Annotated in this window: 10 protein-coding genes and 1 pseudogene; 7 read left to right on the forward strand and 4 right to left on the reverse strand. The window is 60.6% G+C overall.

Going from position 1 to position 13,732, the window contains the following annotated elements:
* Positions 1-60 precede the first annotated feature (60 nt).
* Complete coding sequence (locus AC1D2P_RS17970; protein ID WP_046031618.1) at positions 61-465, reverse strand: META domain-containing protein; 405 nt, start codon at positions 463-465, stop codon at positions 61-63.
* Complete coding sequence (locus AC1D2P_RS17975; protein ID WP_046031619.1) at positions 465-899, reverse strand: hypothetical protein; 435 nt, start codon at positions 897-899, stop codon at positions 465-467. The genes AC1D2P_RS17970 and AC1D2P_RS17975 overlap by 1 nt, the downstream gene beginning before the upstream one ends.
* Before the next feature lie 134 nt (positions 900-1,033).
* On the opposite strand from AC1D2P_RS17975, the gene AC1D2P_RS17980 reads away from it, so the two are divergent.
* Positions 1,034-1,447: a hypothetical protein gene (locus tag AC1D2P_RS17980; protein ID WP_046031620.1), complete on the forward strand. Its 414-nt coding sequence runs from the start codon at positions 1,034-1,036 to the stop codon at positions 1,445-1,447.
* 5 nt (positions 1,448-1,452) lie between these two features.
* Here the strand turns inward: AC1D2P_RS17980 and AC1D2P_RS17985 are convergent, their stop codons facing one another.
* Both AC1D2P_RS17985 and AC1D2P_RS17990 read right to left on the reverse strand, forming a co-directional pair.
* Complete coding sequence (locus AC1D2P_RS17985) at positions 1,453-2,442, reverse strand: 2-hydroxyacid dehydrogenase (protein WP_477757817.1); 990 nt, start codon at positions 2,440-2,442, stop codon at positions 1,453-1,455.
* A gap of 204 nt (positions 2,443-2,646) precedes the next feature.
* On the reverse strand, positions 2,647-5,400 hold the full coding sequence (locus AC1D2P_RS17990; RefSeq protein WP_477757816.1) for a response regulator: 2,754 nt from the start codon (positions 5,398-5,400) through the stop codon (positions 2,647-2,649).
* 214 nt (positions 5,401-5,614) lie between these two features.
* Between AC1D2P_RS17990 and AC1D2P_RS17995 the strand changes: the two genes are divergently transcribed.
* From AC1D2P_RS17995 to relA, 6 genes and pseudogenes are all read left to right on the forward strand, one after another.
* Positions 5,615-6,343, forward strand: coding sequence for a response regulator transcription factor (locus AC1D2P_RS17995; protein ID WP_046031623.1), 729 nt, complete (start codon positions 5,615-5,617; stop codon positions 6,341-6,343).
* Positions 6,330-7,754 carry a sensor histidine kinase gene (locus tag AC1D2P_RS18000; protein WP_046031624.1) on the forward strand — a complete coding sequence of 475 codons (1,425 nt, stop codon included), beginning with the start codon at positions 6,330-6,332 and terminating at the stop codon, positions 7,752-7,754. Before AC1D2P_RS17995 ends, AC1D2P_RS18000 begins: the two co-directional genes overlap by 14 nt.
* A gap of 183 nt (positions 7,755-7,937) precedes the next feature.
* Positions 7,938-8,945 (forward strand): annotated as a pseudogene (locus AC1D2P_RS18005) (PDDEXK nuclease domain-containing protein).
* A gap of 108 nt (positions 8,946-9,053) precedes the next feature.
* Complete coding sequence (cysM, locus tag AC1D2P_RS18010) at positions 9,054-9,956, forward strand: cysteine synthase CysM (protein WP_477811533.1); 903 nt, start codon at positions 9,054-9,056, stop codon at positions 9,954-9,956.
* Entirely contained in the window at positions 9,956-11,308 is a 1,353-nt protein-coding gene (gene rlmD, locus AC1D2P_RS18015) for a 23S rRNA (uracil(1939)-C(5))-methyltransferase RlmD (protein ID WP_077431473.1), read from the forward strand. The genes cysM and rlmD overlap by 1 nt, the downstream gene beginning before the upstream one ends.
* A 123-nt stretch (positions 11,309-11,431) precedes the next feature.
* Positions 11,432-13,675 carry a GTP diphosphokinase gene (gene relA, locus AC1D2P_RS18020; RefSeq protein ID WP_109785178.1) on the forward strand — a complete coding sequence of 748 codons (2,244 nt, stop codon included), beginning with the start codon at positions 11,432-11,434 and terminating at the stop codon, positions 13,673-13,675.
* Positions 13,676-13,732: the final 57 nt, after the last annotated feature.

A 13,732-nucleotide genomic window follows, 5' to 3' on the forward strand; every position in this document is an offset into this window, starting at 1 on the left:
TCTTCAATCCTCACCTTGATAGTTCCCACGCAGAGCATGGGAGCGATCATCAGCGGGGGATCAACCCTCTTCGAGCCACAAACGCAGCGGCTTTCCTTCCGCCGGCCAGAAGCGCATCTGGTCGATCGGTGAAATATCCCAGCGTTGCACACCTTCCAACGCCTCCAGGAAGCGCTTTTCCTGCTCCATGAGCGCGGGTGCGCAGAGTTTGCGGGTGCTGCCGATTTTGCCGAAGGTCAGATTGTCGCCATCCAGGGTATACGGCGCGAACCAATGGTTGCAGCCGCCATTGCCATAGGCCCGACCGTCGTCACCCAGGGTGATGGTCAGGTGGCTGTAGTCGATCAACGGACGATCGCCGATCCATTCCAGAATGTAGCTACGATTTTGTTGCAGTTGCACCGGCTCGGCGGCGCAGCCCAGCAGGCTGGCACCGACCATAGTGGTCAGAGCGAGGCGTTTCATCACACAGGCTCCTGGCATTTCGGGCACAGGTGTTTGTCGCTAACGGTGGCCCAGCCCAATTCGGCAATCCGCGCGGTGGCAGCGGGCTTTTCAGCCTTGTTGCCGAGCTTGGCGTCGACCGCGAACTCGAAGCTCAGTGCCTTGGCGCAACTGTCGCAATTGACTTCCCACGTGTGGATCCCCAACTCGCCGAACACCGGACCACTGCTCACCGCGACCCATTGGCCCGGCGGGTTGATCAAGTGACGAACGGTTTCGACGGTCAGGCGCATGGACAAGTCCTTGCTGCCTTTAAGGGTGACTACCAGCACATCGCCAATCCGGATCGAGCCGCCGTTGCCGGTGACTTGATAACGCCCCGGCACCAGGGCGCGGCATTCGGTAAGGGTGTGTTGCGGGCTCATCAGGGTGTAGCGGAAATCGTGTTCGACCATGGGTCCTCCAAATATGCGCGGTATGCTATCACGGGCCTGCACGCAGCATGGCGCGGGTAGATGACCTTCGATCAGGTTCAAATGACCTGCCGACTCATGGCACACTGCCGCTTTTGCATCTCTAAGGAACGGACATGGCGTTAATCGAATGTTATGAGTGCAAGCAGAGCATCAGCTCCACGGCGCCTGCTTGCATTCATTGCGGTGCACCCGCGGCAACGGTGCAAGCGGCCACTTCGACGGCAACGCCTGTGCAGGCGCCTCTTTCGTTCGGGCGTTTACCGACGGACGAGAAAGTGGCCCGGGTGACCCCGGCCGCGTTCGGGCGTAAGCGCAAAACCGCGGTCGAAGCCGACGTTCAGTCGCCGGCATCCGCACCGACACCGGCACTCGATGGGACACGTCCGGTAGAGCTGTGGCTGAAACTGATGATTTTCTTTCTGCCGCCGTTTTTTGTCTGGTTCCTGCTGCGCCGCGGGCATTCCCTCGGGCAGCGCCTGCTGGGTTTCGGCTGGCTGGCGTTGATGATCCTGTTGTCGAAGGCCTGACCCGGTCAGCCCTCGACCCGATTCTGCGGCGCACCGGCAGCCCAGGTTGCGATGTTCTGCAGGGTCGTCGCGGCAATCGCGCCCAGGGCTTCACGGGTCAGGAAGGCCTGGTGCGCGGTGATGATCACGTTCGGAAAGGTCAGCAGCCGCGCCAGCACATCATCCTGCAACGGCAGGTCCGAGCGATCCTCGAAAAACAGCTGCGCCTCTTCTTCATACACATCCAGCCCCAGATAGCCCAATTGGCCGTCCTTTAACGCGTCAATCAGCGCCGGCGTGTCCACCAGGCCACCACGCCCGGTGTTGATCAGCATCGCGCCGGGTTGCATGTGTGCCAGTGACTCGCGATTGATCAGGTGTTTGCTCTGCTCGTTGAGTGGGCAATGCAGGCTGATGATCTGCGACTCGGCCAGCAGCTGCGGCAAACTCAGATAACGCGCGCCCAGGGCTTCGACTTGCGGGTTGGGGTAGGGGTCATAGGCCAGCAACTGGCAGCCGAAACCATTCATGATCTTGGCGAACGTCGCGCCGATCTGCCCGGTGCCGACCACGCCGACGGTCTTGCCCACCAGATCGAAGCCGGTCAGCCCGTGCAGGCTGAAGTCGCCTTCGCGGGTGCGGTTGTAGGCTCGGTGCAAGCGGCGGTTGAGGGCCAGGATCAGCGCCACTGCGTGTTCGGCCACGGCGTGTGGGGAGTAGGCCGGGACGCGCACGATCGCAAGGCCCAGGCGTTTGGCCACAGGCAGATCGACATGGTTGAAACCGGCCGAACGCAGAGCGATCAGGCGCGTACCGCCCGCGGCAAGACGTTCAAGCACCGGGGCGCTGAGGTCGTCATTGATGAAGGCGCAGACCACCTCGTGCGCGTCTGCCAGCGCTACGGTATCCAGGCTCAGCCGCGCTGATTGAAAGTGCAGCTCGATTCCGGCGGGCAGGTCGGCGCCCAGAAAGCTGTCACGGTCGTAAGTCTGGCTGCTGAAAAGTATCGTGCGCATGCAATCCTCCATTTAACTCATGCTGTAGGTAGCAGCTGGCGAAGCCTGCGTCCGGCGGCGCAGCCGTCGTAAATCCGGCAAACGCGGTTTCCCTGAAAGAGCGCAGTGCCTGATTTTACGACGGCTTCGCCGCCGGACGCAGCCTTCGGCAGCTGCTACACGGGCCAGCTTAGCGCCGATGGTGATCGGCGCCATTGCGCTGTGTCAGGCATTGATCCGGGCGTGAGCGGCGAGACGATTGATCGCTCGTTCGAGCTCCTCCAATGCGCCGGGTGCTTTCGGGTCCTGTTGCTTGAGCAGTGTTTCACTGCGCTGGCAGGCGGCGCGCAGTTGCGGGACGCCACAGTAACGGGTGGCCCCGTGCAAGCGATGGACGCGCTCGATCAAAGCAGTCTGGTCGTTGCTGTCCCGGGCCATGCGAATGGCCTCGCGGTCGGCTTCTAGCGAGGCCAGCAACATCGCGAGCATGTCCGCCGCCAGATCCGCCTTACCCGCCGCCAGGCGCAAACCTTCTTCGGGGTCGAGTACCTGCAAGTCGTGCGCGCTGCCGTGGCTGTCGCTGGAACGTTCCGGCCCGTGGTTGCGCAATGCCAGGCCTGTCCACTTCAGCACCACTTGCGCCAGTTGCCGCTCGCTGATGGGCTTGGTCAGGTAATCGTCCATGCCGCTTTGCAGCAGCGCACGTTTTTCATTGGCCATGGCGTGAGCGGTGAGGGCCACGATCGGCAGCGGTGTGCAATGCCGTTCACTTTCCCACTGACGAATCGCTTCGGTACTTTGGCGTCCGTCCATGCCGGGCATTTGCACGTCCATCAACACCAGGTCGAAGGTTTCGGTCTGCACGGACTTGACCGCCGCGTAACCGCTGTCCACGGCCAATACCTTGGCGCCCATGTCTTCGAGCAGGGTTTGCACCAACAGCAGGTTGGCCGGGTTGTCGTCGACGCACAGCACCTTCGGCGCACGACTCGACACCGGTTCGCCGGGTTCGCTGCGCTGCTGGCGCGGGTTGACCAGATCGGACAAGGCACGACGCAGTTTGCGGGTGCAGGCCGGTTTGGCCTGCAACTGGCTGTGCGGGTTGGGGACCGAGAGATGAAACAACGTCTGCTCGGTGGTCGGGCACAGCACCAGGACTTTGCAGCCCAGGTGTTCGAGGTCCCAGATGTGCTGGTTCAGTCGCTCCGGTGGCATGTCGTTGCTGGTGATGCCAAGTACCGCCAGGTCGATGGCCTGATCGGTCTGGTGCGCGCCGGTCACGCCATTGGCCAGGTTTTCCAGGGTATTGAACGGCGTTACGCTCAGGCCGCAGTCTTCCAGTTGGTGCTGCAATGCCTGCCGGGCCAGTTCATGGTTTTCCAGCACTGCCACCCGACGCCCGAGCAGGGGCGCGGCAGGCAGATCTTCGGCGTCATCGCGAGTCTTGGGCAGGCTCAGGCTGATCCAGAATTCCGAACCTTCACCCGGTGTGCTGTCGACGCCAATTTCGCCACCCATCTGTTCGATCAGTCGCTTGGAAATTACCAACCCCAGGCCCGTGCCGCCGGGTTGCCGGGACAACGAGTTATCGGCCTGGCTGAAGGCCTGGAACAGTGCGCGCACGTCCTGGTTCGACAGGCCGATGCCGGTGTCCTGAATGCTGATGCGCAGTTGCACGCTGTCTTCATGCTCTTCTTCAAGCATGGCGCGGGCCACGATGGTGCCTTCGCGGGTGAACTTGATCGCGTTGCTCACCAGGTTAGTGAGGATCTGTTTGAGTCGCAGCGGATCGCCGACCAGCGACAGCGGCGTGTCGCGATACACCAGGCTCACCAATTCCAGCTGTTTGGCATGGGCCGCCGGGGCGAGAATGGTCAGGGTGTCCTGGAGCAGGTCGCGCAGGTTGAACGGAATATTGTCGAGCACCAGTTTGCCGGCCTCGATTTTCGAGAAGTCGAGGATTTCGTTGATGATCCCCAACAGGCTGTCGGCGGATTTTTCGATGGTGCCCAGGTAGTCGAGCTGGCGCGGCGTCAGTTCGCTTTTTTGCAGCAAGTGCGTGAAGCCGAGAATGCCGTTGAGCGGCGTGCGGATTTCATGGCTCATGTTGGCCAGGAACTCGGATTTGATCCGGCTTGCTTCCAGGGCTTCCTTGCGCGCCAGGTCCAGCTCGATGTTCTGGATCTCGATGGTTTCCAGATTCTGGCGCACGTCTTCGGTGGCCTGGTCGACGCTGTGCTGCAATTCTTCCTGAGCGTTTTGCAATGTGCCGGCCATGCGGTTGATGCCGGAGGCCAGTTCATCCAGTTCCTGGCTGCCGAGCGGCGGCAGGCGGGTTTCCAGATGCCCGTCCTTGAGTTGCGCCACCGCCAGTTTGATCTGGCTGATCGGCCGGTTGATGGTCCGGCCCATCCGCAGGGCCAGCAGCGCCGCGCCGGCCAGGCCTGCGGCAATCATCAGCAGGCTGGCGAACAGGCTGCGGTAGCCGCGTAACAACATGCCGTTGTGGGATAACTCGATTTCGACCCAGCCCAGCAGGCGATCGGCTTCTTCGGGGATCAAGTCGCCGGCCAGGTTGCGGTGTTTGCCGAACACCGGCAGCAAGTAGCGCGTGGCATCGTTGCCGCTGCGGCGCAGCATCTGCGAACCGGTGCCCAACGGTGCGCTGTTGAGCATGGTCGGGCCGGCATGGGCGAGTGACGTGCGGTCAGGGGCGAGGAACGTCACTGCGCGCACGTCCGCGGTTTCCAGCGCCTGGGTGGCAATGCGCTCCAGCAGTTCACTGTCCTTGTGACTCATGGCCGGAGCCACCAGGGGCGCCAGTTGTTCGGCAATCATTTCGCCGCGCTGCAACAGTTGGGTTTGCAGGTCGGATTGCTGCATCCAGGTGAAATAGCCGCCCAGGACCAATGCCATCAGAGTGGTTGGCAACAGGGTCAGCAACAGCACGCGGCCTTTAATTCCCAGTTTCGTGAGCACGCATCTCTCCTGCATCCAGCGATTGATTGACCTGCGTGTACGTCCGGTACGCGCCACCCGGGCAGTGTAGCGATTTGCAGGCAGGCAATCTTCGTAAAATTGATGTCGTCATTCGTCGGCTGGCGGGCGGCTTTTGCCTCAAAGGCAAACCTTGGGTTGCCCATCGATGGGCAATCTTGAATAATCATCAACTGAGAATTATTTGCAGATACTCATGACTCCCATCTCTATCGGCCACCCCCGAATCCTTTCCATCGAAGACGACCTGGTGCTCGGGGCGTATGTGCATGAGCATTTGGGCCGTTGCGGCTTTCAGGTGACCTGGTGCCAGAACGGCCAGGAAGGTCTGGCCATCGCGCGTCAGCAGGCCTTCGATGTGGTGTTGATGGATATTCTGTTGCCGGGCCTCGACGGGCTCAATGTATTGACGCAGTTACGCCAGAGCCACTCCACGCCTGTGGTGCTGATGTCCGCGCTGGGCGCCGAAGAGGATCGTATCAGCGGTTTTCGCCTGGGTGCCGATGATTACTTGCCGAAACCCTTCAGCATGGCCGAATTGCGTGTGCGCATCGAAGCGATCCTGCGCCGGGTGGCGCTCGACCGTCGACCGCCACCGGTTCCGTCAGCGGTTGAAAGCGAGACGGGCGGCCTGCGTTTTGACGATGAGCTGTGCGAAGTTTTTCATGGCAAACACGCCGCCGGCCTCACCCGCAGCGAGTATCGATTGCTGGAAACGCTTAACCGCAGCGGTGATGAAGTACTGAGCAAAGCCTTCCTTTATCAACACGTACTGCAACGCGGCTACGCGGCCCATGACCGCAGTCTCGACATGCACGTCAGCCAGATTCGCCGCAAGCTCAAAGGTATCGGCTACACCGCGCGCGAAGTGCGAACGGTGTGGGGCAAAGGCTACGTATTGAGTGCGGCCGATGAAGTGGTCTGACCTGCCGGGGCGGCACTCACTGTTCTGGAAACTGGCGTGTTTGCTGGTGGCGTTCTGTTTGCTGATGATCTGGCTGAGCTGGTCGTGGGGCCGGTACATGGAGCAGCGCAACCAGTTTCTGTCCGATGAGGCCCGACGCACCCTGGCGGGCTATGCCGTCGAGGCTGAACAGGCGTGGCGCCAGGGGCAAAGTGACGGCGTCGATCGTTGGCTGCAGGGGATGCAGGAACGCGAAAAGGGCTGGGTTGGTGTCATTGGCGGTGATTTGCAGACATTGAGCAATCAGCCACTGACGGGCAAGGAAATCGAGCGTCTGACCTTTCTGCGTGGCCTCGATTGGCCTATTCACAAGCAAGGCCGACCTTGGCTGCGCATACCGTTTCCCAGTGATCCAAGCGTCGGCAATCTGGTGATCGAACTGCCCCAGCGGTTCTTGCCCGGGCGTTACAGGACCTTCTGGCGCGTGATTACCAACGGGGTGATTCCAGGGCTGTTTACCTTGCTGCTGTGTGTCGGCCTGTATCGACTGCTGGTGGTGCCGTTGAACAGTCTGCGTGAACAGGCCAACGCCTGGCGCGCCGACCAGTTGAATGTGCGCTTGTCGAGCAGCACCACCAATCGTTCGGATGAACTCGGTGAGCTGGGCAGGGCCTTCGATCACATGTCCGAGCGCCTGCAAAGCACGGTGGCCCTGCAGCAACAATTGTTGCGCGACCTTTCCCACGAACTGCGCACGCCGCTGAGCCGCTTGCGGGTGGCCAGCGAAAGCGAGCAGGAGCTGACGGCGTTGCGTGAGCGCATTGGCCGGGAAGTCGATGGCATGCAGCGTCTGGTGGAAGACACGTTGCAACTGGCCTGGCTTGACACCGAGCGATCACCGCTGCCCGATGAGGCGATCCAGATTCAGGCACTGTGGGAAATGCTCACGGAAAACGCCTGCTACGAAAGCGGTTGGCCGGTCAGTCAATTGCGCTGCACGGTGGACTCGACCTGCTGGGTTCGCGGCAACCTCAACACCCTGGCGCAGGCACTTGAAAACATCCTGCGCAATGCTATTCGTCATTCGTCCGAGGGCGGCGTTGTAAGTCTCGGTGGGCAGCGCGATGGCGATTTCTGGCATGTGTGGCTGGAAGATCAGGGCGGTGGGGTGGCCGAGGCGGATCTTGAACGGATCTTTTCGCCGTTTACTCGGCTAGACGGTTCGCGACCGGGGGATGGCGGGTTTGGCTTGGGATTGAGCATTGCCAGGAATGCGGTGCAGCGTCAGGGCGGGCAGCTTTGGGCCGAAAACACCGGGGTTGGGTTGCGACTAAATATGCGGTTGGTGGCTGAAATTGATGGTGTGAGTGATGACGCCATCGCGAGCAAGCTCGCTCCTACAGTACAGGTGTGTCGCCCACAAAGGGTGTGATCACCCCGATCCCCATGTAGGAGTGAGCCTGCTCGCGATGAGGCCCTCCCAGCCACCAAGAAGCTGGTTTTTCCGGAGCGTTCCCGTTCTTTTGTACGACCTTTCCTAAAGGGTATTGCCGACACCTACTGCCTGACTTAACGCAATAGACTCGCGTTTTTTCTCGGCCTCAAGGAGTTCGGCATTAATCCATCCAGCGTCCCCGACGACCGCTTCAATGAAGTGCTTGCACTGATTCAAAGTGCCAAACAGCAGGCGATGCAGGCGGTGAACCCAGCTGATCGAACTGTATTGGCAGGTCGGTGCTTACATCAGTCGCAAGCTCGAAAAAGCCGAATGGGGCGATTCTGTGGTCGGTCAGTTGGCGGAACATCTGGCTCAGACTCAACCTGGGTTGCGCGGATTTACCCGGTCGAATTTGTTCCGCATGCGCCAATTCTATGAGATTTATTGTACGGAGGAGAAAGTCGCACCACTGGTGCGACAATTGTCCTGGTCGCACAACCTGATCATTTTCGGCCAGAGCAAACGCTCGGAAGAGCGGGAGTTTTACGTCCGTCTGTCGGTTCAAGAAAAATAGTCGAAGCGCGAACTGGAGCGTCAGTTCAAAGCAGCACTGTTCGAGCGAAGCGTGACCCAACCAGCAAAAACCTCAGCGATGCTGAGACAAACCCACCCGGCAGCACTTGAGATATTCCGTGATGGCTACATGCTCGAGTTTCTCGACCTGCCCGGTGGCCATGCCGAGACCGATCTGCAAAAAGGGTTACTGGCGCGCCTAAAAGAATTCCTGAGCGAGCTCGGTCGCGACTTCTGCTTTGTCGGTTCCGAGTATCCGCTGCAAGTGGGTGGGTGTGATTTGCATTGGATCTGCTGTTCTTCCACCGTGGCCTTAATTGTCTTGTAGCCATTGAGCTGAAGGTCGGTCGTTTTAAGCCGGAGTACCTGGGCAAGCTGGACTTCTATCTGGAAGCGCTGGACCGCAATGTACGCAAGCCCCACGAAAATCCGGCCATTGGTGTGTTGCTGTGTGCCAGCAAGGATGACGAAGTGGTGGAGTACGCCCTGAACCGCAGCCTCTCAGCAGTATTGATCGCCGAATATCAAGTCCAGCTTCCAGACAAGCAATTGTTGCAGGCCAAGTTGCATGAGTTCTATGCGTTGAATGTCGCGCATGAAGAGCAATGCTGAGGCAGCCGCTTATTCCCATAAGCCATAAGCACCGCACTTTGCGTGATATGGCCTGCGAACGTTTGCCGGTATGATAGGCGCCCCCGCAGTCTGGATTGCGAATACGCCATGACCTTGCAGTACCCAACCATCGCCGATTGCGTCGGCAACACTCCGCTGGTCCGTTTGCAGCGCCTGCCCGGCGTCACCAGCAATACCCTTTTGCTCAAGCTCGAAGGGAATAACCCGGCGGGTTCGGTCAAGGACCGTCCGGCGCTGTCGATGATCACCCGCGCCGAGTTGCGCGGGCAGATCCACGCCGGCGATACGTTGATCGAAGYGACTTCGGGTAACACCGGGATTGCGTTGGCCATGGCCGCCGCGATCAAGGGTTACAAGATGATCCTGATCATGCCGGATAACTCCAGCGCCGAACGTAAAGCCGCGATGACGGCTTRTGGCGCCGAACTGATCCTGGTCACCCAGGAAGAAGGTATGGAAGGCGCCCGCGATCTCGCTCAGCGGATGGAAGCCGAAGGCCGTGGCAAGGTGCTGGACCAGTTCGCCAACGGTGACAATCCGCAAGCGCACTACACCACCACCGGCCCGGAAATCTGGCGTCAGACCGAGGGCACCATTACCCATTTCGTCAGTTCGATGGGCACCACCGGCACTATCATGGGTGTCTCGCGCTACTTGAAAGAGCAGAGCGAGAGCGTGCAAATCATCGGCCTGCAACCGATGGAAGGCTCGGCGATCCCGGGCATCCGCCGCTGGCCGCAAGAATACCTGCCGAAGATTTATCAGGCTGATCGCGTAGACCGCATCGTCGACATGGCGCAAAGCGAAGCCGAAGACGTGACCCGTCGTCTGGCCCGCGAAGAAGGCATTTTCTGTGGCGTGTCCTCGGGCGGTGCAGTGGCAGCGATGTTGCGACTGTCCAAAGAAGTTGAAAACGCGGTGATCGTCGCGATCATCTGCGACCGTGGCGACCGTTACTTGTCGACCGGCATTTTCGACGCGCCCAACTGATGGCCAAGCACGAGAGAGGCCTGCGCTTCCAACCCACGGGCGGCAGCAAGGCCCCACAAATCCCGACCGGAAAAAAGCAGCGCTTGACCATCGAACGCCTGGCCAATGACGGTCGCGGTATCGCATTTTTCGAAGGTCGCACCTGGTTCGTCATCGGCGCATTGGCCGGTGAAGACGTCGAGGCGCGGGTGTTGGGTGCCCACGGCAAAGTGGTCGAGGCGCGCACCGAACGCGTGTTCCAGGCCAGTGAACTGCGACGCCCGGCGCCGTGCCCGCATGCCGGTCGTTGCGGCGGTTGCAGCGTGCAACATCTGCCACACAACGAACAATTGGCCCTGAAACAGCGCATGCTCGCCGAGCAGCTGTCGAAGGTCGCCGGTGTCGAACCGCAAGAATGGGCGGCGCCGTTGAGTGGCCCGGAATTCGGTTACCGCCGTCGCGCCCGGGTTGCAGTGCGCTGGGACATGAAGGCGAAAAAGCTCGAGGTAGGTTTCCGCGCGGCGGGCAGTCAGGACATCGTCGCGATTAACGAATGTTCAGTGCTGGTTCAGCCATTACAGCCGATCATGACCCGCTTACCGGAAATGCTGCGTCGCTTGAGCAAGCCTCAGGCGCTGGGGCATGTGGAATTGTTCAGCGGCTCGTCGCTGGCGGTCTTGCTGCGGCACATGGCGCCGTTGTCTGACGCTGACCTGACGATCCTCAAGGATTTCTGCGCGTTCCACGAAGCGCAGTTGTGGCTGCACGGTGACGGCGAGCCGCAACCGGTCGATGCCGATCAGTCGCTGGGTTATCGTCTGGCGTCGTGGGATCTGGATCTGGCGTACCGGCCGGGAGATTTCATCCAGGTCAACGCCGGCGTCAACGAAGCGATGATCGCCCAGGCGCTGGAATGGCTGAAGCCGCAACCGGATGAACGCGTTCTCGACCTGTTCTGCGGGTTGGGCAATTTTGCATTGCCGCTGGCCAAAGCCGTTCGCGAAGTGGTGGCGGTCGAAGGTGTGCAGACGATGGTCGAGCGTGCTGCCGCGAACGCCGCTAGCAATAATCTGAATAACGCGAAGTTTTTTCAGGCCGATTTATCCCAGCCTTTGGCTGATGCCGAATGGGCCCGCGAAGGCTTTTGTGCGGTACTCTTGGACCCACCGCGTGACGGTGCTTTCGAGGTGGTGCGCAAGCTCAAGACCTTGGGCGCCGAGCGATTGGTGTATGTGTCGTGCAACCCGGCAACGCTGGCGCGCGACACAGTTGAGTTGATCAAGCAGGGCTACCGGTTAAAACGTGCCGGGATTCTCGATATGTTTCCTCAAACGGCACATGTCGAGGCCATGGCGTTATTTGAAGCGAGCTAGGATGGCTCGTCTGGTCCGACTGGCCCGCCCGAGCAGCGCTCGCATGAGCCCCGTGAGCGCAATCGGGCAACGAAGGTCAGCGATTTGACGCATTGAATCTGCGTCGTAGGGAAGGTAAGCAAGATGGTACAGGTGAGAGCACACCAGCCGATCAACACAGACGGCAGTATCAATCTCGAGGCTTGGCTCGATCATGCGGTCAGTGTCGATCCGGCACTGGATCGCGAAGCCTTGAAGGAGGCGTGCGAGTTCGCTCGCATGTCGGAACAACAGGCCAATGCGGCGAAGAATCTCTGGTCCGAAGGGACCTCGAGTTTCCGCACGGGCCTTGAGATCGCCGAGATTCTCGCCGACCTCAAACTCGATCAGGATTCATTGGTCGCCGCGATCTTGTACCGTGGCGTGCGCGAAGGCCAGATCGAGTTGCCTGCCATCAGCCAGCGCTTCGGGCCGGTGGTGGCCAAGCTGATCGATGGCGTGCAGCGCATGGCGGCGATCAGCGACAGCTTGAGCCCGCGCAAATCCCTGGTGCTGGGCACTCAGGGCCAGGTCGAAAACCTGCGCAAAATGCTGGTTGCCATGGTCGATGACGTACGCGTCGCACTGATCAAGCTGGCTGAACGCACCTGCGCGATTCGTGCGGTGAAAACCGCCGACGACGAAAAGCGCAATCGCGTCGCCCGCGAAGTCTTCGACATCTATGCGCCACTCGCGCACCGTCTCGGTATCGGTCACATCAAGTGGGAACTGGAGGACTTGTCCTTCCGTTACCTTGAGCCTGACCAGTACAAGCAGATCGCCAAGCTGTTGCATGAGCGACGTCTGGATCGCGAACGCTTCATCAGCGACGTGATGACCCAACTCAAAAACGAATTGCAGGCCACCGGCGTCGATGCCGACATCAGCGGCCGGGCCAAACACATCTATTCGATCTGGCGCAAAATGCAGCGCAAGGGTCTGGAGTTCAGCCAGATCTACGACGTGCGCGCCGTTCGCGTGCTGGTGCCGGAAATGCGCGATTGCTACACCGCGCTCGGCATCGTCCACACCTTGTGGCGGCACATCCCGAAAGAATTCGACGACTACATCGCCAACCCGAAAGAGAACGGCTATCGCTCGCTGCACACGGCGGTGATCGGGCCTGAGGGCAAGGTGCTGGAAGTGCAGATCCGCACCCACGCCATGCACGAGGAAGCCGAGCTGGGCGTGTGCGCGCACTGGCGCTACAAGGGCACCGACGTCAAATCCGGTTCGAACCACTACGAAGAGAAAATCTCCTGGCTGCGTCAGGTCCTCGAGTGGCATGAAGAGCTGGGCGATATCGGTGGCCTGGCGGAACAGCTGCGGGTCGATATCGAGCCGGACCGGGTCTACATCTTCACCCCCGACGGTCACGCCATCGACTTGCCCAAAGGCGCGACACCGCTGGACTTCGCGTACCGGGTGCACACCGAGATCGGCCACAACTGCCGTGGCGCGAAGATCAACGGGCGCATCGTGCCGCTCAACTACAGCCTGCAAACCGGTGAACAGGTCGAGATCATCACCAGCAAGCACGGCACGCCGAGCCGCGACTGGCTGAACCCGAACCTGGGCTACATCACCACCTCGCGGGCACGGGCGAAGATTGTCCACTGGTTCAAATTACAGGCCCGCGATCAGAACGTCGCGGCCGGTAAAACCCTGCTTGAGCGCGAGCTCAATCGCCTCGGCCTGCCAGCCGTAGATTTCGACAAGCTGGCCGACAAGGCCAACATGAAGACGGCCGAGGACATGTTCGCGGCGTTGGGCGCCGGTGATTTGCGCCTGGCGCAACTGGTGAACCTGGCGCAGCAACTGGTCGAGCCGGAACGCGGCAACGAGCAGTTGGAGCTGATCCCCCGCAAGGCCACCGGCTACAAGCCAGGCAAGCGCGGCGACATCCAGATCCAGGGTGTCGGCAACCTGATGACGCAAATGGCCGGCTGCTGCCAGCCATTGCCGGGCGATGCCATCGTCGGTTACATCACCCAGGGTCGTGGCGTGAGCATTCACCGTCAAGACTGTGCCTCGGTGCTGCAACTGGGCGGGCGCGAGCCAGAGCGGATCATCCAGGTCAGTTGGGGGCCGGTGCCGGTGCTCACTTACCCGGTGGACATCATCATCCGCGCCTACGACCGCTCCGGGTTGCTGCGTGACGTGTCGCAGGTGCTGCTCAACGAGCGGATCAACGTGCTGGCGGTCAACACCCGCTCGAACAAAGAGGACAACACCGCGTTGATGTCCCTGACCATCGAGATTCCGGGACTGGATGCGCTGGGGCGGTTACTGGGGCGGATTTCCCAGTTGCCGAACATCATCGAAACCCGCCGTAACCGGACGCCGTGAAACCGATCCCTGTAGGAGCCGAGCTTGCTCGCGATGGCGATTTACCTGATGTACCGC

The sequence above is a fragment of the Pseudomonas sp. P1_F1_2 genome (genome assembly GCF_056405815.1).

Coding starts and splice junctions, on each gene's coding strand:
- AC1D2P_RS17985 (WP_477757817.1), bottom strand. CDS start 2,442: ATGCGCACGATACTTTTCAGCAGCCAGACTTACGACCGTGACAGCTTT.
- relA (WP_109785178.1), top strand. CDS start 11,432: ATGGTACAGGTGAGAGCACACCAGCCGATCAACACAGACGGCAGTATC.
- AC1D2P_RS17970 (WP_046031618.1), bottom strand. CDS start 465: ATGAAACGCCTCGCTCTGACCACTATGGTCGGTGCCAGCCTGCTGGGC.
- AC1D2P_RS17980 (WP_046031620.1), top strand. CDS start 1,034: ATGGCGTTAATCGAATGTTATGAGTGCAAGCAGAGCATCAGCTCCACG.
- AC1D2P_RS17975 (WP_046031619.1), bottom strand. CDS start 899: ATGGTCGAACACGATTTCCGCTACACCCTGATGAGCCCGCAACACACC.
- AC1D2P_RS18000 (WP_046031624.1), top strand. CDS start 6,330: ATGAAGTGGTCTGACCTGCCGGGGCGGCACTCACTGTTCTGGAAACTG.
- rlmD (WP_077431473.1), top strand. CDS start 9,956: ATGGCCAAGCACGAGAGAGGCCTGCGCTTCCAACCCACGGGCGGCAGC.
- AC1D2P_RS17995 (WP_046031623.1), top strand. CDS start 5,615: ATGACTCCCATCTCTATCGGCCACCCCCGAATCCTTTCCATCGAAGAC.